This window comes from Ensifer sp. 22521 (assembly GCF_052044795.1).
Taxonomy (GTDB): Bacteria; Pseudomonadota; Alphaproteobacteria; order Rhizobiales; family Rhizobiaceae; genus Ensifer.
Map to the genome: position 1 here is coordinate 224,308 of NZ_JBQENM010000003.1, position 16,897 is coordinate 241,204.

The 16,897-nt window shown below is 63.4% G+C and carries 16 protein-coding genes; 8 read left to right on the forward strand and 8 right to left on the reverse strand.

What is annotated here, in order from left to right; all coding sequences use genetic code 11:
• Positions 1-89: 89 nt before the first annotated feature.
• Positions 90-1,556: an alpha-glucosidase/alpha-galactosidase gene (locus tag ACTJKE_RS05175; protein ID WP_440635568.1), complete on the reverse strand. Its 1,467-nt coding sequence runs from the start codon at positions 1,554-1,556 to the stop codon at positions 90-92.
• 190 nt (positions 1,557-1,746) lie between these two features.
• On the opposite strand from ACTJKE_RS05175, the gene ACTJKE_RS05180 reads away from it, so the two are divergent.
• Positions 1,747-2,682 (forward strand): helix-turn-helix domain-containing protein, encoded by a 936-nt coding sequence (locus tag ACTJKE_RS05180; RefSeq protein WP_440691331.1) that lies wholly within the window; start codon positions 1,747-1,749, stop codon positions 2,680-2,682.
• 64 nt (positions 2,683-2,746) lie between these two features.
• Here ACTJKE_RS05180 and ACTJKE_RS05185 read toward each other — a convergent pair whose 3' ends face one another.
• The 6 genes from ACTJKE_RS05185 to ACTJKE_RS05210 form a co-directional block, all read right to left on the reverse strand.
• Entirely contained in the window at positions 2,747-4,966 is a 2,220-nt protein-coding gene (locus ACTJKE_RS05185; protein WP_440691333.1) for a xanthine dehydrogenase family protein molybdopterin-binding subunit, read from the reverse strand.
• Positions 4,963-5,940 carry an FAD binding domain-containing protein gene (locus ACTJKE_RS05190; protein WP_058329703.1) on the reverse strand — a complete coding sequence of 326 codons (978 nt, stop codon included), beginning with the start codon at positions 5,938-5,940 and terminating at the stop codon, positions 4,963-4,965. The genes ACTJKE_RS05185 and ACTJKE_RS05190 overlap by 4 nt, the downstream gene beginning before the upstream one ends.
• A gap of 2 nt (positions 5,941-5,942) precedes the next feature.
• Positions 5,943-6,551, reverse strand: a complete 609-nt coding sequence (locus ACTJKE_RS05195) for a 2Fe-2S iron-sulfur cluster-binding protein (protein ID WP_113511429.1) — start codon at positions 6,549-6,551, stop codon at positions 5,943-5,945.
• A gap of 148 nt (positions 6,552-6,699) precedes the next feature.
• Positions 6,700-7,581 carry a helix-turn-helix transcriptional regulator gene (locus ACTJKE_RS05200; RefSeq protein ID WP_440691335.1) on the reverse strand — a complete coding sequence of 294 codons (882 nt, stop codon included), beginning with the start codon at positions 7,579-7,581 and terminating at the stop codon, positions 6,700-6,702.
• 123 nt (positions 7,582-7,704) lie between these two features.
• On the reverse strand, positions 7,705-8,220 hold the full coding sequence (locus ACTJKE_RS05205; RefSeq protein WP_058329700.1) for an EVE domain-containing protein: 516 nt from the start codon (positions 8,218-8,220) through the stop codon (positions 7,705-7,707).
• Positions 8,221-8,415: 195 nt separating this feature from the next.
• Positions 8,416-8,562, reverse strand: a complete 147-nt coding sequence (locus ACTJKE_RS05210; RefSeq protein ID WP_064817045.1) for a DUF1127 domain-containing protein — start codon at positions 8,560-8,562, stop codon at positions 8,416-8,418.
• A gap of 335 nt (positions 8,563-8,897) precedes the next feature.
• Here ACTJKE_RS05210 and ACTJKE_RS05215 point away from each other — a divergent pair, with 335 nt between their 5' ends.
• Together ACTJKE_RS05215 and ACTJKE_RS05220 are read left to right on the forward strand one after the other, a co-directional pair.
• Positions 8,898-9,608 carry a GntR family transcriptional regulator gene (locus ACTJKE_RS05215; protein WP_058329841.1) on the forward strand — a complete coding sequence of 237 codons (711 nt, stop codon included), beginning with the start codon at positions 8,898-8,900 and terminating at the stop codon, positions 9,606-9,608.
• A gap of 113 nt (positions 9,609-9,721) precedes the next feature.
• A complete protein-coding gene (locus tag ACTJKE_RS05220) occupies positions 9,722-10,684 on the forward strand; it encodes a dihydrodipicolinate synthase family protein (RefSeq protein WP_058329699.1) in 963 nt (320 codons plus the stop codon).
• 339 nt (positions 10,685-11,023) lie between these two features.
• Here the strand turns inward: ACTJKE_RS05220 and ACTJKE_RS05225 are convergent, their stop codons facing one another.
• Complete coding sequence (locus ACTJKE_RS05225) at positions 11,024-12,061, reverse strand: Ldh family oxidoreductase (protein WP_058329698.1); 1,038 nt, start codon at positions 12,059-12,061, stop codon at positions 11,024-11,026.
• Positions 12,062-12,217: 156 nt separating this feature from the next.
• On the opposite strand from ACTJKE_RS05225, the gene ACTJKE_RS05230 reads away from it, so the two are divergent.
• The 5 genes from ACTJKE_RS05230 to ACTJKE_RS05250 all read left to right on the forward strand — a co-directional run bounded on the left by ACTJKE_RS05230 (position 12,218) and on the right by ACTJKE_RS05250 (position 16,894).
• Positions 12,218-13,735 carry an aldehyde dehydrogenase (NADP(+)) gene (locus ACTJKE_RS05230; RefSeq protein ID WP_440691337.1) on the forward strand — a complete coding sequence of 506 codons (1,518 nt, stop codon included), beginning with the start codon at positions 12,218-12,220 and terminating at the stop codon, positions 13,733-13,735.
• Positions 13,736-13,970: 235 nt separating this feature from the next.
• On the forward strand, positions 13,971-14,777 hold the full coding sequence (locus ACTJKE_RS05235; RefSeq protein WP_057251920.1) for an ABC transporter substrate-binding protein: 807 nt from the start codon (positions 13,971-13,973) through the stop codon (positions 14,775-14,777).
• A gap of 72 nt (positions 14,778-14,849) precedes the next feature.
• Positions 14,850-15,515, forward strand: a complete 666-nt coding sequence (locus ACTJKE_RS05240; RefSeq protein ID WP_057251921.1) for an amino acid ABC transporter permease — start codon at positions 14,850-14,852, stop codon at positions 15,513-15,515.
• 13 nt (positions 15,516-15,528) lie between these two features.
• Entirely contained in the window at positions 15,529-16,179 is a 651-nt protein-coding gene (locus ACTJKE_RS05245) for an amino acid ABC transporter permease (RefSeq protein WP_034798414.1), read from the forward strand.
• Positions 16,172-16,894: an amino acid ABC transporter ATP-binding protein gene (locus ACTJKE_RS05250; protein ID WP_058329696.1), complete on the forward strand. Its 723-nt coding sequence runs from the start codon at positions 16,172-16,174 to the stop codon at positions 16,892-16,894. The genes ACTJKE_RS05245 and ACTJKE_RS05250 overlap by 8 nt, the downstream gene beginning before the upstream one ends.
• Positions 16,895-16,897 lie beyond the last annotated feature (3 nt).

Below are 16,897 nucleotides of genomic sequence, written 5' to 3' on the forward strand. Positions count from 1 at the left end.
CCTCCTCGAAAAGTCCAGGAATGTCCCGCAAGTGCGGGCAGTTGGCGGTAGCAGGCCACGTCTCCTCACGTGGCCGGCTCCGCAATCGGTCAGCCGGCGGCGCGGGCCGCCTGCCGCTCGGCACGCAGTTCGTCGAGCGAGCGCACCTGGCGTCGGGCGGCGCCGTTCCACTCGCGCGTTTTGACGGTGGCGCGGCTCAGGCGCTCCTTCGCGCCGTCGATGGCGTGGGCGTATTGCGGCAGCCACTGACCTTGAGCGACCACCATCTCGTCGACCATCTGCCAGACCTCCTCCGGCGTGCAGATCGCGCCGACGAGCGGATCGTGCAGCATTGCGAGCTTCAGAAGGTCTAGATCGCCGGTCACGGCCGCATGCACCGACATGCGCTGGACGTTGATCGATGCGAGGCAGGTGGCGGCGCAGGCTTCGGGAAGCGTGATGCCCGAGACCATGTTGATGCCGAAGCGATCCACAAAGCCGGGGGATTCGATGATCGCATCAGCCGGCAGGTTGGTAATGACGCCTGAATTCTTGACGTTGAAGTGGCCGCGATAGACACGCCCCGTCTCAAGCGCCTCCAGAATGTGGCTCGCATGCTCGTTCGAGCGTTTGCTGGGATCGAGCGGCTTTCCGGCAGCTTCCAGGAACTGCGGAAACTCGGTCTCGAACCAGTTGCGGGTTTCCGTCGAATATCTGAGGTAGCCGCCGGTTTCGCCGTGGATCCAGTCCGACATGTCGATCCATCGGCTGATCTCTTCCGGGCGCTTGCGGTACCAGGGCAGGTATTCGGAGAGATGGCCGTTGCTCTCGGTCGAATAGACGCCGAAGCGCTTCAAGACGTCGATGCGGAGCTTCTCCTGCTGCGAAAACACCGGATGTGCCTCGAAGGCGGCGATGAGCTCGTCCTTGCCTATTCTGCGGCCCTTGAGCCTGACATCGACGAACCAGGTCTGATGGTTGATGCCGGAGCAGATGTAGTCGAGTTCACCCTCGCCGGCGCCGAGGATCTCGGCAATCTGCTCGCCGCCGTGTTGGACGCCATGGCAGAGGCCGACCGTGTCGACCTTGCCGTATTCGATCGCCGCCCAGGTGTTCATCGCCATCGGGTTAGCATAGTTCAGGAACCTGGCACCCGGTTCTGCGACCGCGCGGATGTCCTTGCAGAAATCGAGAATGACGGGGATGTTGCGCTGGCCGTAGAGGATGCCGCCGGCGCAGATCGTATCGCCGACGCATTGATCGACGCCGTATTTCAGCGGAATGCGGATGTCGTCGGCATAGGCTTCCAGACCGCCGACGCGAACGCAGCTGATGATGTAGCGGGCGCCTTCCAGCGCCTTCAGCCGATCGGTCGTCGCCGTCACCTTCGTCGGCAGGCGGTTGACCTCGACGATCCGGTCAAGGATCGCCTTGATCATCTCCAGATTGCGGGCGCTGAGATCCGTCAGCGCCACCTCGATATCGCGCAGTTCCGGTACGGCGAGAATGTCGGTGAACAGTTTCTTGGTGAAGCCGATGCTGCCGGCGCCGATGATGGCGATCTTGAAACTTGCCATGCCCTTTTCACTCCTCCTGGACTGCGCGCTCTCAAGCGAAGGGTAAAATTAATTCAAAAATCCTGACCCGCCGCCTGTGCAACCTGACCGCGGATCCGTCTTTCCATTCGATTACAAGAGCCGACTGTTGCGCGATTGGCCGTCATTATGTGTATAATCGCCGACCCCGCCAGAGCGGTATTGTGCTTTCATGGGTAATTTTATGCTGCAAGATTTGATCAATAATGGCCCGATCATGCGAACGGTTTCGCTGCCGCGGGGGCGCCAGAGCCTGCACACGATGCCTACCAGCACCGGCTATGAAGTCCGCACCAATGCCACCTATGACTGGGACGGGCGGAAGCGCGGCAATACGCCGTTCACGGTGCTGCAGCACACGATCGCGGGTGCTGGAAACCTGCGCTACGAGAACCGGACCTATCGGGTGCGCGAGCGCGAGACGCTGCTTTTGCTCGTGCCGCACAATCATCGCTACTGGCTGGAAGACGGCGGGCGCTGGGAGTTCTTCTGGATCTCGATGAACGGCGACGAAGCCTTGCGCGTCCATCGCGCGATCCTCGCCGTCACCGGCCCGGTTTTGAAGCTGCAGCCGGAAACGATCGAGCATCTTGCCGATTGCAGCCTGCGGCTGATCCGCGGCGGCGAGACGCCCGGACGGGCTTCGGCGATCGCCTATGAGGCGGCGATGGCGCTTTATGACGACGTCTTCGGCTCGCACCCGGTGTTCAGCCACGAGCACCGAACGATGCACCGCGTCGTCGACTACATCATGAACAACCTGCAGAGCCCGCTCCCGGTGGAGGAACTGGCGCGCGTCTCGGGCTTGAGCCGCGCGCATTTCTCCCGCGTCTTTGCCGCCAGCGAAGGCATGGCGCCGGCCGAATACGTTTTGCAGAAGCGATTGCAGCGCGCCGTGAAGCTCTTGACAAAGACGGCGAGCCTGCCGGTCAAGGAGGTGGCGATCCTCTCAGGCTTCGAAGACCCCAACTACTTCGCCAAGGTCTTCCGCCGGTCCTTCGGCCTGAGCCCGACCGAGTTCCGCACGACGGGCATGTATGCCAGCGTCGCCGCCGGCTCCGTCGAAGAGCCATCCGAGAGCATTCACGATCGGGCGCCATCGAACTGACACCTCCTTGCATACGCGGCGGCACCGGGTTTCAGTGCCGGTACCGCCGCACAGAGAAGCAATCTTACGCCGTCAACACGTCCTCGATGTGGATCGGCAGCGAACGTACGCGCGTCCCCGTCGCATGGAACACCGCATTGGCGATGGCTGGCGCCGTTCCGACCAGGGCGATCTCGCCGAGGCCTTTCACGCCGAGGGCGTTGACGTGCGGGTCGACCTCGTCGACGAAATGCGCCTCGAGCTCGGGGATGTCGAGGTTCACCGGCATGAGGTAGTCGGCCATATGGGCATTGACCGGCCGGCCATCACGGCTATCCAGAACCGTGCGTTCCATCAGGGCCATGCCCATGCCGCCGATCATGCCGCCGGTGCACTGGCTACGGGCGAGCAACGGATTGACGACCCGACCGATGCCATAGGCGCCGACGATGCGGCGCACCCGGATGGTGCCGACATCCGGATCGACAGCGACCTCGGCAAAGACGGCACCGAAGGAATGCATCGAATAGCGTTCGGCAACCTCGGGATTGCGTTGGGCAAAGCCATCCACCTCGATCGGCGCGCCGGCTTTGGCGACGATCTCGCGATAGCTGATGCTCGTCGTTTCGCCGCGGCGCCGCAGCCGCCCTTCGCTCCACTCGAGCTCCCCGGCCACGACATTGTAGAGCGGCGACGCGGCATCGGCCGCCGCGAGACGCGCGACCTGCGCCTGCGCCTCGACGCAAGCCGCCTGAATGGCCGATCCGACCGAAGCCATGGTCCAGGAACCGCCATGCGATGGGGTCGGGGGGTAGCTTGACCGGCCGAGCCGGAAGCGGATGCGTTCCGGTGGCAGCCCAAGCGTCTCGGCAGCAACCTGGGTCATGGACGTATAGGTCCCCGGCCCCATGTCGCTGGCCGCCGCCTCGACCTCGACCGTGCCGTCGGCAAGCAGCCGCACCCGGGCGTTCGCCGCCGCGTGGAACGCCGGGTAGGTGGCGGTGGCCGCGCCCATGCCGATCAGCAGCCGCCCGTCACGCATCGAGCGCGGTTCGGGCGTGCGCCGGGCCCAGCCGAAACGCTCGGCACCGAGCGCGTAACATTGCATCAGCGAGCGGCTCGAGAACGGTTTGTTTTCCGCTTCGTCCTTCTCGGGCTCGTTGCGGCGCCGAAGCTCGATCGGGTCGATGCCGAGCTTGTAGGACAGCTCGTCCATCGCGCTTTCGAGCGCGAAGATGCCGCTCGCCTCTCCCGGCCCGCGCATGTGATTGGGTGTGCCGGTGTCGAGTTCGGTCAACCGGTACTGGGTGCGCACGTTCGGGCAGGAATAGAGGTAATCCGTGACCGCCGTCAGCGCTTCCATGAACTGTTCATAACGGCTCGTTTCCCCCGTGCCTTCGTGAACGACGCCGGTGAGCTTGCCGTCGTTGGTGGCGCCGAGCGCCACGCGCTGAAGCGTGCGCGGCCGGTGGCCGGTGGTGAAGAACATCTGCTTGCGGGTGAGCACCAGCTTCACCGGCCTGCCGACATGGCGCGCGGCCAGCGCCGCCAGCGTCACATGCGGCCATGTCCTGAGGCTCGTTCCAAAGGCACCGCCGATAAAGGGACAGATCACCTCGATGTTTTCGACCGGCATGCCGAAGACTGCGGCGATCTCCGCCTGCTCGTTGACGAGATATTGGCTCTTGCTCCACAGCGTCAGCCGGTCGCCGCTCCAGGCGGCGATGGTTGCGTGCGGCTCCATCGGATTGTGGTTTTCCCGCGCCATTTCATAGGTGGCGTCGAGCGTGACAGGGGCTCCTGCCACCGCTTTGTCGGCGTCGCCGCGCGCCCGGTCGGGAGACACGCGCCCGCGTGTATCGGGGACAATGCTCTCCGCCTTCGGATCCGTCGGATCGACGAGCGGCGACCGCGCCTCATAGGTCACGCGGAGTGCTGCGGCGGCGCGCTCGGCGTGATCGAGCGTGTCGGCAACGGCGAGCGCAACCGGCTGGCCATAAAAGCGCACGGTATCGTCCTGCAACACGTGCAGCCGCTCGCCGGTGGCGGGGTCGATGCCGGCCTTGTGCGGGAGATAGGGCAGCTTCTCGGCGTTGCGGTGCGTGATGACGGCGACGACGCCGGGCATGCGCTCGACCTCGGCAGTCTGAAATCCCGTGACGCGGCCAAGGCCGATAGTTGAACTGACGATCACCGCGTAGAGTTGACCCGGCTGGTTGAAATCGGCGGCATAGCGCGCCCGACCCGTAACCTTGGCCCGGCCGTCGACACGGGTCATTGGTTTTCCGATGGTGTTGACGCTCATGCGACTTCTCCTGCCATTTCGAGTGCCCGGACGATCGTCCGCGGCAAGAGTTCGACCTTGAAGTGATTGTGCTGCAACGGCCGCGCGCCCTGTGTTGCCAGCTGTGCCGCCGCCTCGAATGCCTGCCGTTCCGGCCGCTTGCCGATCAATGCGGCCTCGCAATCGCGCAGGCGCCAGGGTCTCGTCCCGACGCCGCCGACGGCAAGGCGAGCCTCGCGGATCACCCCGTCTTCGACCGAAAGTGCAGCGGCAGCCGAAACGAGGGCAAATTCATAGGAGGCGCGGTCACGAACCTTGAGATAGCGCGCACGGCGACTGTACGGCCCTCCGGGCACACGCAGTTCGACGATCAACTCACCGGGCAGCAGCGTGTGCTCGAGATGCGGCGTATCTCCGGGTAGCCGGAAGAGTTCTTCGATCGGAAAGTTGCGTTCGCCCTCAGGTCCTCGCACTCGCATCGTCGCATCGAGCGCCACCAGAGCAACGGCGACGTCAGAGGGATGCGTCGCAACGCAGTGCTCGCTGGTGCCGAGGATCGCGTGACCGGCGTTCAATCCGTCGATGGCGGCGCAGCCGGAGCCGGGCGTGCGCTTGTTGCAGCCGGCGTCCAGCATGCGGAAATAGGGACAGCGCACCCGTTGCAGCATGTTGCCGCCCATCGACGCCATGTTGCGCAGTTGCGGCGAGGCGCCCTCAATCAAGCTTTCAGCGATCAATGGCTGCAGCCGTTGGACGTTGCGATCGGCCGCGACTTCGGACATGCGAGCCAGCGCGCCGATGACGAGGTCGTCGCCTTCGACGCGGATACCGCCAAGCGGTAGCGCGTTGATGTCGACGAGCCATTCCGGGCGCTCGACCTCTTCGCGCATCAGGTCGATGAGCGTGGTGCCGCCGGCAATATAGCGCGCGCCGCCGGCGGCCGCCGCAATCGCCGCTTCGGCACTCTCAGGTTTTTCCATCGTGAAAGGAAGCATGGTCAGCCCCTCCCCGCCGCGTCGGCAACAGCCGCGACGATGCCGGGATAGGCGCCGCAACGACAGATGTTGCCGCTCATCCAGAAGCGGATCTCGTCGGTCGAGCCCGCATGTCCTTCAGCGATACAGCCGACACCCGACATGATCTGCCCCGGCGTGCAGAAGCCGCACTGTAGGCCCTCATGCGCCACGAAGGCTTCCTGGAGCGGATGCAGCACGCCATCTTTCTCGAGCCCTTCGATCGTTTCGATCCGGGCGCCGTCATGCATGCATGCCAGTGTGAGACAGGAGACGATGCGCTTGCCGTCGACAAGCATCGTGCAGGCGCCGCAGGCGCCCTGGTTGCACCCTTTCTTGGTGCCGGTGAGATCGAGCGTCTCGCGCAGGACGTCCAGGATTGATTGCCTTGGGTCGATGGTCAGAACATGCAGTTCGCCGTTCACGGTCATGGTCAGGGTCATGGGGCTTACCTCCTTCGCCGGAGAACCTGTCGCTGCCGCCGACTGAGACGGCAGCGCTGCCAGCGCCACGGTTCCGGCACCTGCCAGAAGCGCTTCCCGGCGCGACAGCACCGGACCTTGCACATAGGATTCTGATCTATTTTCGACCATGTCGGAAAACACTCTCCTGCCTCAACAAACCGTGCAGAAGATAGGCGTCGAACGACGGCGTTACTGTTGCGATCTTTCGATCCTGCTTGAAAGTTGCGGCGGTCGAGGACGCCGGTGCACGGGAGCGCCGGCCCGGTCGCAGCCGAGGTCAAAGCCGACGGCGAAACTCGCTCGGGGTGAGGCCTGTCACTTTGCGAAAGCTCGAAGCGAAGGCCGATTGCGTTTCATAGCCGACGACAAGAGCGATATCGGTGATGCGCAGCGTCCGGTCCGCAAGCAGCGCCTTGGCGTGGGCGATGCGCTGCCGTGTCAGCCAGACATAGGGCGTGTGCCCGGTTGCCACACGAAAAGCGGTACAAAAATGAAAGCGGCTGAGATTCACGAGATCCGCCAGCTCCTGAAGCCGAACATCCTTGGTGAGATTGTCACGCATGTAGGTGGTGACACGCTTGATCTGCCAGGCCGAAAGGCCACGCCGTGGTCCGGGGGCGAGGGGCACGGACATTGCGGCGTGCCCGCGCAGAAGCTGGAGACAGACAAGATCGAGAAGCTGCTCGATGAACAGGTGCGATACCGCGTCACCGATACTGATCTCGTCGTTGATCAAGGACATGATCGTAAACAGTTTGGGATCGCTGAAATTCACGCGGTCGAGAAGCTCGGGCTCACGACCATTCGCAACCTGATCCGCGCAGGCAAGCAGGCGCTGGTGCCCCAGAAAGATATTCGACACTTCGACGGCACCATCCGCGCGCCAAAGTCCTTCGTGCCCCCTGGGCGCAAAAGTGATGGTGCCGGCTAGCGCCGGCGCGGTGATCGTCTGACGACCAACCTTCAACGAAGCAGTCCCGTCGCCTGCATACTTCGCCGCGAGAATATGATCCTTCAGTGGTGGCAGGTGGTACTCGAAGGGCTCGTTGCGCCAACGGCCGACCAAGCGCGTATCGCCGGAGAACACCTCCGGAATGACCGGCGGGGAAAACCCGCGCTGCAAGCGACGGATATGAACCTCCGTATCCGCAAGTCCCATTCCGCCCATTCGATCTTGTCTCTCGTGGATAGCCCGAAACGCGTTATCTCCCGGAGAACTAACATCCTTCGCCGCGCGCGAAAATATCGCCCGCGGGTCAAGTTTTCGACCCGCGGGCTGCAATCACGCCCAGGCTTGCCGGCGGTATTCGGCCACCCCCAGGAAAACGCCACCAAGATCGGCATGCATGGCGCGCGCGATCACGCGGAAATCATGTTCGCTGATGGCGAGATGACCGAAACGAAGTTTCTGATCCCAATTTCGATTGCCCTCGGCAAATTCCAGGCTATCGAGCCACGGACGGACGGGAGCCTCCATACTGTCGGCCCAATCGATATCGCCGCGATGCCGCGCGACTCCGCCCATCGCAAAGAAGTAGGGCGGACGCTCCTTGACCACACCGATGGCCGTAAAACAAGCGAGCCCCGCTCTGCCGCTGAAGGCGGCGTTGGGTGAATAACCGATAAAACCATCGCCCGCCTTCATGCGCGTCAACGGCTGCACGTTGCCGTAGCCGAAGCGCGAGAAGCCGCCTTCCGACGCATGATGCATATCATCACCGGAAACCGTGCCGATCCAGAACTTGCGCTCGCCCGGCCGGCTTTCTGCACCCACTTGAAACACATCCTGCGCCGACATCGGTCATCCCTCGATCTCTGATCATGGGGACACTCTACGCGCGACCCCTGCCAGATTCTGTCAGCATTGAAATCGCGAAACTGCGCGAGGATTGGAGTGAGCGGCCGCCGGTCATTCACAACGGTGCGCCACAAAGCAAAAGCGCCCGCAGGAGATGCAGGCGCTTGGGCAATCTAACAGTCTTGGTAGGTCGCCTTAGCGGGCGAAGGCCGTGCGTGCGACGCGGTCGATGTCGGCGCGTTCGATGCCGAGGTCACGGAGTTCCCGGTTCGACATGCGGCCCAGCTCGGTGACCGTCTGACGATACTTGCGCCAGTTGTTGATGGAGCGTGCGATGTTCATTTGATCCCCCTTTCAATGGGCTTTCGAAGCCTGGCAGCCAGTCCGTGGCGCCTCGTTTCGCTTCGATGAACACCTTATAACTCAGGCCCTTGGTAAGTTGCAGCGCTCAAAAGTCAGCGCTCCCATGTGGGAAATGCATGGGTCGTTTTGCGTGCGCAAGCTCGAGCGCAAGACCCGCGCGTTTGTGATCCTCCCTTGTTCGCGCCCTACCGCACAGAAGGCAAATGCAACAGCTGCATGCATTCGAAATGTCAGCCTCGCACAATCGTTGCCACGGAATCTGTTGATCCCGACGGCAGAGACAAGTATTTCTTTTGTCGACAAAGGAATCCGAGATGACCGATATCGACACCGACAACAGCCCCATCCCCGAACGCAAGCGCGGTTCCGGCGTGAAGATGGTCTATGACCTCCTGCGCGACGAGATCCTCGACCTGGTGCTGCCGCCGGGCAGCCCGATCGACGAAGTGCAGCTTGCCGAGCGACTGAAGATGTCGCGCACGCCGATCCGCGAGGCGCTGGTCCGGCTTGCCGGTGAAGGGCTGATCGACACGCTGCCCAACCGCTCGACGATGGTAGCGAACATCGACTTCCTCAACTTGAACCCGTTCTTCGACGCGCTTGTCTTGATGTACCGCGTCACGACGCGGCTTGCGGCGCAGAACCACCGCCCGGAAGACCTGCCGGTCATTCGCGGCTTCCACGAGGACTATGCGGCTGCCGTCCAGGCGCGCGACGCGCTGACGATGATCGCCACCAATGCCGCTTTCCATGCGGCGATCGCCGAGGCCGGCCGCAATCCCTATTTCACCAGCCTGTTCCGCCGGCTGCTCGACGAGGGACGGCGCATCCTGCGTCTCTACTACCAGTCCTACGAGGAGCAGTTCCCGCAGCGCTTCGTCGACGAGCACGCGGCGATCATCGCTGCAATCGCAGCGCGCGACATCGAGACGGCGGACCATCTTGGCAAGGCGCATGCCGAGCAGATCGTCGAGCAGGTGCAGAAGCTTTTTGCCCGCAACAACAAGCTCGACATCGCCTTGTAGCACTCTTTGTATTTTTCTTGTCGACAAATAAAATACAAACGGCTATTGTCTAGATCAAAGGCAAGGGCGCGCGTGCGCCGTTGCCTCGAAGACAAAGCCGAGAGGAGTTTCAGATGAAGGCTCAGATTTTCACCGGCGTCATCCCGGCGCTGATGACCCCCTGCAAGGAAGACCGCACCCCCGATTTCGACGCGCTGGTGCGCAAGGGCCAGGAGCTGGTCGCTCAGGGCATGTCGGCCGTCGTCTATTGCGGCTCGATGGGTGACTGGCCGCTCTTGACCGATGCGCAGCGCATGGAAGGCGTCGAGCGCCTGGTCAAGGCCGGCATTCCGGTTATCGTCGGCACCGGCGCCGTCAACACCGCGTCAGCCGTCGCCCATGCGGCGCACGCCGAGAAGGTTGGCGCCCAGGGCCTGATGGTCATCCCGCGCGTGCTGTCGCGTGGTTCGGTCGTCGCCGCCCAGAAGAACCACTTCAAGGCCATTCTTTCGGCCGCCCCGAGCCTGCCGGCCGTTATCTACAACAGCCCCTATTACGGCTTTGCCACCCGCGCCGACCTGTTCTTCGCGTTGCGCGCCGAACATCCGAACCTCGTCGGGTTCAAGGAATTCGGCGGCGCAGCCGACATGCGTTATGCGGCCGAAAACATCACCAGCCGTGACGATGGCGTCTCGCTGATGATCGGCGTCGACACGGCCGTGTTCCACGGCTTCGTCAACTGCGGCGCGACCGGCGCCATCACCGGCATCGGCTGCGTGCTGCCGAAGGAAGTCATCCACATGTGCAACCTGTCGCGTGCCGCCGCCGAAGGCGACGTCGACGCCCGCCAGCGCGCACTGGAACTGGAACAGGCGCTCGCCGTGCTCTCCTCCTTCGACGAAGGCCCGGACCTCGTTCTCTACTTCAAGCACATGATGGTGCTGAAGGGCGACAAGGAATACACGCTGCACTTCAACGAAAGCGACGTGCTTTCGGACAGCCAGCGCGGCTACGTCGAAGCCCAGTTCAAGCTGTTCAACAGCTGGTACGCCGAATGGAGCAAGCTCCCGGGCGCCGTCCAGAAGTGCAAGGCCTGATCACAAATATCGGCCGCAAATAGAAGAGGCCCTCCGCTTGGAGGGCCTTTTTCGTCGACCCTATTCAACATTGCAGGGTACCTCGGGATCGCAGGCACCGGCCAAGGTTTCCCTCATTCCTGTGCTTGTCACAAGAATCCAGCCAGCCCAAGTCCTTGGGCTGAAAGGTCTTTTGACCCGACGGACGTCGGGTCGCTGGATCCCCGCCACAGGGGCGAGGATGGGGCGGCCCTCTCGTCAATCAAGCACTTTCAGTACAGCAAAAAGGCCCCGGGGGGCCTTTCCGTTTTATATGCTCCGGTTGTGAGCCGAAGAAGCCGCCATAAGGTTAGCCGTCGCTTACGCGACGGCATCCAAACCAAGGGCGAGCAGCCGGTCAAGCTGTTCCGTCTCGGCCTGATTGAGGACGACGCCTTCGGCCTCCGACTTGGCGCGCGCCGCGAAACGGCGCTGCGACGGCAGGCGGGCGCCCTGGCCAACGATTGCCTCGAAAAGCACTTCGGCGCGGGCAAACGGATTGCCGGGCCTTCCGGCCGCGAACTTCTCCGGCGAGAAGGCGACGATCAGTTCGCCATGGAAGGGCGCAAGCGTGGTAGTGCCGAGGTAGTCGAGCACTTCCGGGCTCGTCAGGTCGCCGATCATGATGCCAGCGAGAAGCTCGACCATCGTGCCGATCGCGGAGCCCTTATGGCCGCCGAAAGGCAGCATGGCGCCGGCAAGGGCGGCTTCCGGATCCGTCGTCGGGTTACCCTCGGCATCGATCGCCCAGCCCTCGGGCAGAGGCTTTCCGGCGCGGCGGTGCAGCTCGATCTCGCCGCGCGCGGCAACCGAGGTCGCGAAGTCGAAGACGTAGGGCGGATTGTTTTCGCGCGGCCAGCCGAAGGCGAAGGGGTTGGTGCCGAGCAGCGGCTTGTTGCCGCCGGTGGGCGCAACCGTCGCGTAGCTCGGGCACATGACGAGGCCGGCGAGGCCCTCGCCCGTCAATCCTTCGACCTCGGGCCAAAGGGCAGAGAAATGGGTGCAATCATTGATGACGAGCGCGGCGAGACCGAGCGAGCGGGCGCGTTCGGCGAGAACCGGCAGGCCGAGCTCGAAGGCCGGGTTGGCGAAACCGCCCTTGGCATTGACCTTGACGATGGCCGAGCCTTCCTGCGCGTCGAGCTCGGGCACGGCGTCTGCCTTCACCTTGCCGGCCTTGACCGTGCGCAGCGCCCCTTCAATGCGGTAAACGCCATGCGATTTACAGGCGTCACGCTCGCCGGCGACGATCACGCGGGCGAGTGCGCCTGCCTGAACGCCGTTTAGCCCAGCCTTCAGGAAGATCGCCTCGACGCGCTCGAAAAGTGCTGCGATCGTCAGGGTGTTGGTTTCGCTCATCTCTCTCCCTCTCAATTGCTGCGCCTGATCCGGATGAGCCCATCAGGCGATTGATGTTATGCATACATATAGTATACAAAGATCCGACAAGTGCAATTCAGCCATGATCCCCTCTGCCACAAAAGGCAATCCGGGATCGAGAGAAAGGATCGCCAGATGGCCTTCACCCCCAAAGGAAAACACCTTGTCGCCGGCGAATGGCTCGACGGCGCGGGCACCTTCGCATCCGCACCCGCCCATGGTCCGGTCCATCAGTTTGCTACCGGCACCGTGGAGCTGGTCAACCGTGCGGCTGAAGCGGCGGAAGAAGCGTTCCTGAGCTACGGTTATTCGACCCGCGCCGAGCGCGCCGCGTTCCTCCGCGCCATCGCCGACGAGATCGAGGCGCGCGCCGAGGCGATCACCGAGATCGGCAGCCAGGAAACGGGCCTGCCGGAAGCCCGCCTGCAGGGCGAACGCGGCCGCACCACCGGCCAGCTCCGCCTTTTCGCGGACCACATCGAGAAGGGCGAGTATCTCGACCGCCGCTTCGACGCCGCACTGCCCGAGCGCCAGCCGGCGCCGCGTCCGGAGATCCGCCTCATCCAGCGGCCGATCGGCCCGGTCGCCGTCTTCGGCGCCTCGAACTTCCCGCTCGCTTTCTCGACCGCCGGCGGCGACACGGCCGCCGCACTTGCCGCCGGTTGCCCCGTGGTCGTCAAGGGCCACTCGGCCCATCCCGGCACCGGTGAGATCGTCGCTGAGGCTATTGAAGCCGCGATCCGCAAGACCGGTGTGCATCCGGGCGTATTCTCGCTCATCCAGGGCGGCAACCGACAGGTCGGTGAAGCGCTGGTGCAGCATCCGTTGATCAAGGCTGTCGGCTTCACCGGTTCGCTCGCCGGTGGCCGTGCGCTCTTCAATCTTTGCGCCGCGCGCCCCGAGCCGATCCCGTTCTTCGGCGAGCTCGGTTCGGTCAACCCGATGTTCCTGCTGCCGGAAGCGCTGAAGGCACGCGCCGAAACGCTCGGCCAGGGCTGGGCCGGCTCGCTGACCATGGGCGCCGGCCAGTTCTGCACCAATCCCGGGATCGCCGTGGTCGTTGAAGGCGCTGACGCCGATCGCTTCACCGCTGCCGCCGTCGAAGCACTCGGCAAGGTGGTACCACAGACGATGCTGACCGACGGCATCGCCAAGGCCTATCACGTTGGGCAGGCGCGCTTTGAAAGCCGCAACGCCGTGAAGCCGCTGCTCACCACCGAATCCCCCGGCCGCTCGGTCTCGCCGAACCTGTTCGAGACGACCGGCGACCAGTTCCTCGCCGACCATGCGCTCGGCGAAGAGGTCTTCGGTCCGCTCGGCCTCGTCGTCCGCGTCGGTTCGACCGGCGAGATGGAACAGCTCGCCCGTGGATTCCAGGGGCAACTGACCACGACGATCCACATGGATACGGCCGACCTCGAAACCGCCCGTCGTCTGCGCCCGATCCTCGAGCGCAAGGCCGGCCGCGTGCTCGTCAACGGCTTCCCGACCGGCGTCGAGGTGGTTGATTCCATGGTCCATGGCGGCCCCTACCCGGCCTCGACGAACTTCGGCGCGACCAGCGTCGGCACCCTGTCGATCCGCCGCTTCCTGCGGCCGGTCGCCTACCAGAACATGCCGGAAGCCCTGCTGCCCGAGGATTTCCAGGGCTAAAACGGAAGAGGAAAAGTGCGGGCGGCTTGCCGCTCGCAGTGCGCTCTCACGTATGAGACACGACAGATCGCTGCGCAGACATCCTATTTGGCGAAACAAATGGGATGTCTGCGCGCGTTCTGCGTTATCATGATATACTTTTTGTATACTAATTGTATTTTTCTATTGATTTACGCTCTCTAAAACGGAATAGTGCCCCAGCCGTCAAACGGCACTCATTTCAGGGAGAGAGATAATGAAGACTTCGGTGCTTGCGCTCGGCCTCGTTGCGGCCGCTGCTCTGACCAGCCAGGCCCATGCCGACAAGCTGGATGACGTCATCGGCTCGGGAACGCTGCGTTGCGCGGTCGTGCTCGACTTCCCGCCGATGGGTTCTCGCGACGAGAACAACAATCCGATCGGCTTTGACGTCGACTACTGCAACGACCTCGCCAAGGCCCTCGGCGTCACCGCCGAAATCGTCGAGACCCCGTTCCCGGAGCGCATTCCCGCTCTGATGTCGGGCCGTGTCGACGTCGGCGTTGCCTCGACCTCGGACACGCTTGAGCGCGCCAAAACCGTCGGCATGACGATCCCCTACTTCGCCTTCGAAATGGCCGTGACCGCCAATGAAAAGTCGGGCGTCAAGTCCTTCGAAGACATGAAGGGCAAGGTCGTCGGCGCCACCGCCGGTACCTTCGAAGCCATCGCGCTCGAAAAACAGGTCAAGGAATGGGGTGCTGGCGAGTTCCGTCCGTACCAGACCCAGGCCGACGTCTTCCTCGCTCTCAGCCAGGGCCAGATCGACGCCACGGTTTCGACCTCGACTGTTGCGCAGGCCAACGTGAAGACCGGCAAGTTCCCGGGCATCGCCGTTGTCGGCAAGGCGCCGTTCGACACCGACTACGTCGCGCTCTTCACCAACCGCGAAGAATACGGCTTCGTCAACTTCCTCAACCTCTTCATCAACCAGCAGGTCCGCACCGGCCGCTACGCAGAACTCTACGAAAAGTGGGTCGGCGGCGAGCTTCCGGACCTTACGGCAAAGGGCGTTTACCGCTAATCTGGCCGTCCATCTGGCGGCGCGGAGTGTAGCTTCGCGCCGCTATTCGTTTCCGAAGAGGCGAGACGAAACATGTTCAGTTATACCTTCCATTGGAACCAGGCGCTGAAAGCCCTGCCGCAGATGCTCGATGGAGCGCTGGTCACCTTGCAGGTGGCTCTGCTCTCGATGGTCATCGGCCTGGCACTGGCGCTGGCGCTGACGGCCTGCCGCCTGTCCGGCAATCGCATTCTCGGCGGTTTTGCGACCGCCTGGGTCGAAATCGCCCGCAACACGCCGGCACTGTTCCAAATCTACATGGCGCATTTCGGCCTTGGCAATTTCGGCATCCACCTGAGCCCCTATACGGCGCTGCTCGCCGGGATCGCCTTCAACAATGCCGGCTATCTCGCAGAGAATTTCCGCGGCGCGCTCAAGGCCATTCCCGACACCCAGACGCGCGCCGGCCGCTCGCTCGGCATGACGCCAGTGCAGGCCTTCCGCTATATCGTGCTGCCGCAGATGCTGCGCATCGCCTTCCTGCCCGTTACCAACCAGATGGTCTGGGCAATCCTGATGACCTCGCTCGGAGTTACCGTCGGCATGAACACCGACCTTGCCGGCATCACCCAGGAACTGAACGCCCGCTCGTTCCGCACCTTCGAATTCTTCGCGATCGCCGCAGTGATCTACTACCTGATCGCCAAGGCCGTGACGCTGGCAGCCCGTCTGCTCGCCGCGCGCATGTTCCGCTATTAAGGAGAGGTGAGAGATGTTCAATACCGCCCTCACCCTCGCTGATCTCGGCTTCCTGCTGCAGGGCGCCCTGATGACGCTTGCGGTCACCGCCGTCTCGGTCACCGCCGGCACCGTGCTCGGCATCATCTTCGGCGTCGTGCGCAACCAGGTCGGCCCCTACTGGGCCGCACCGCTCACCTTCGTGCTCGACATCTTCCGCTCGGTGCCGCTCCTGATCCAGCTGGTGCTTGCCAATGCCTTCCAGGCAATTGCTAAGTTAGGCTGGGCGCCGTTCACGACGTCCTGCGTGGTGCTGTCGCTCTACACGGCCGCCTACTGCACCGAGATCGTGCGCGGCGGCATCTCCTCCGTACCGCCGACGACCCGTCGCGCTGCCCGCTCGCTCGGCATGACCTGGTGGCAGGACATGCGCTACATCGTGGCGCCGCTTGCGACCCGCGTTTCGTTGCCGTCCTGGATCGGCCTGACGCTCGGTGTCATGAAGGACTCCGCACTCGTTCTCTGGCTTGGCCTGATCGAGCTGCTACGCGCCTCGCAGGTGCTCGTCACCCGTCTGCAGGAGCCGCTGCTGATCCTTCTGATCTGCGGCGCCATCTACTTCCTCATCAGCTTCCCAATCGCCCGGCTCGGCGGTTACCTTGAAAAACGGTGGTCCAATGATTGAGATCCAAAACGTCCGCAAATCCTTCGGCTCGCTGGAGGTTCTCAAAGGCATCGACCTCACCGTCAACAAGGGTGAAGTCGTCACCGTCATCGGCGGCTCCGGCTCGGGCAAGTCGACCCTTCTCACCTGCATCAACGGCCTCGAGCCGATCGATGCCGGCCGCATCCTGGTCGACGGCACCGAGGTCCACGCAAAGTCCACCGACCTCAACAAGCTCCGGGCCAAGGTCGGCATCGTGTTCCAGCAGTGGAACGCCTTCCCGCACCTGACCGTGCTCGAAAACGTCATGCTGGCACCGCGCAAGGTGCTCGGTCTTTCGAAGGAGAAAGCCGAGGAAATCGCCGTCAAGCAACTCACCCATGTCGGCCTCGGCGAAAAGCTTGGCGTCTACCCGACCCGCATGTCGGGCGGCCAGCAGCAGCGCATGGCGATCGCCCGGGCGCTTGCCATGTCGCCGGAATACATGCTGTTTGACGAAGTGACCTCGGCACTCGACCCGCAGCTCGTCGGCGAGGTGCTCGACACGCTGCGCATGCTTGCGTCCGAAGGCATGACGATGATCTGCGTCACCCATGAAATGAAGTTCGCCCGCGAAGTCTCCGACCGCGTCGCTTTCTTCCACAAGGGCGTGATGGCGGAAATCGCAGCACCCGAGGCGCTCTTCGGCGCGCCGAAGGACCCGGAACTCCAGAAGTTCCTGGCAGCGACACACTGAGAC

Bases quoted from the DNA above. Each gene is read 5' to 3' on its own strand.
- ACTJKE_RS05175 (WP_440635568.1), bottom strand. From the start codon at position 1,556: ATGGCAAGTTTCAAGATCGCCATCATCGGCGCCGGCAGCATCGGCTTC.
- ACTJKE_RS05180 (WP_440691331.1), top strand. From the start codon at position 1,747: ATGGGTAATTTTATGCTGCAAGATTTGATCAATAATGGCCCGATCATG.
- ACTJKE_RS05185 (WP_440691333.1), bottom strand. From the start codon at position 4,966: ATGAGCGTCAACACCATCGGAAAACCAATGACCCGTGTCGACGGCCGG.
- ACTJKE_RS05190 (WP_058329703.1), bottom strand. From the start codon at position 5,940: ATGCTTCCTTTCACGATGGAAAAACCTGAGAGTGCCGAAGCGGCGATT.
- ACTJKE_RS05195 (WP_113511429.1), bottom strand. From the start codon at position 6,551: ATGGTCGAAAATAGATCAGAATCCTATGTGCAAGGTCCGGTGCTGTCG.
- ACTJKE_RS05200 (WP_440691335.1), bottom strand. From the start codon at position 7,581: ATGGGACTTGCGGATACGGAGGTTCATATCCGTCGCTTGCAGCGCGGG.
- ACTJKE_RS05205 (WP_058329700.1), bottom strand. From the start codon at position 8,220: ATGTCGGCGCAGGATGTGTTTCAAGTGGGTGCAGAAAGCCGGCCGGGC.
- ACTJKE_RS05210 (WP_064817045.1), bottom strand. From the start codon at position 8,562: ATGAACATCGCACGCTCCATCAACAACTGGCGCAAGTATCGTCAGACG.
- ACTJKE_RS05215 (WP_058329841.1), top strand. From the start codon at position 8,898: ATGACCGATATCGACACCGACAACAGCCCCATCCCCGAACGCAAGCGC.
- ACTJKE_RS05220 (WP_058329699.1), top strand. From the start codon at position 9,722: ATGAAGGCTCAGATTTTCACCGGCGTCATCCCGGCGCTGATGACCCCC.
- ACTJKE_RS05225 (WP_058329698.1), bottom strand. From the start codon at position 12,061: ATGAGCGAAACCAACACCCTGACGATCGCAGCACTTTTCGAGCGCGTC.
- ACTJKE_RS05230 (WP_440691337.1), top strand. From the start codon at position 12,218: ATGGCCTTCACCCCCAAAGGAAAACACCTTGTCGCCGGCGAATGGCTC.
- ACTJKE_RS05235 (WP_057251920.1), top strand. From the start codon at position 13,971: ATGAAGACTTCGGTGCTTGCGCTCGGCCTCGTTGCGGCCGCTGCTCTG.
- ACTJKE_RS05240 (WP_057251921.1), top strand. From the start codon at position 14,850: ATGTTCAGTTATACCTTCCATTGGAACCAGGCGCTGAAAGCCCTGCCG.
- ACTJKE_RS05245 (WP_034798414.1), top strand. From the start codon at position 15,529: ATGTTCAATACCGCCCTCACCCTCGCTGATCTCGGCTTCCTGCTGCAG.
- ACTJKE_RS05250 (WP_058329696.1), top strand. From the start codon at position 16,172: ATGATTGAGATCCAAAACGTCCGCAAATCCTTCGGCTCGCTGGAGGTT.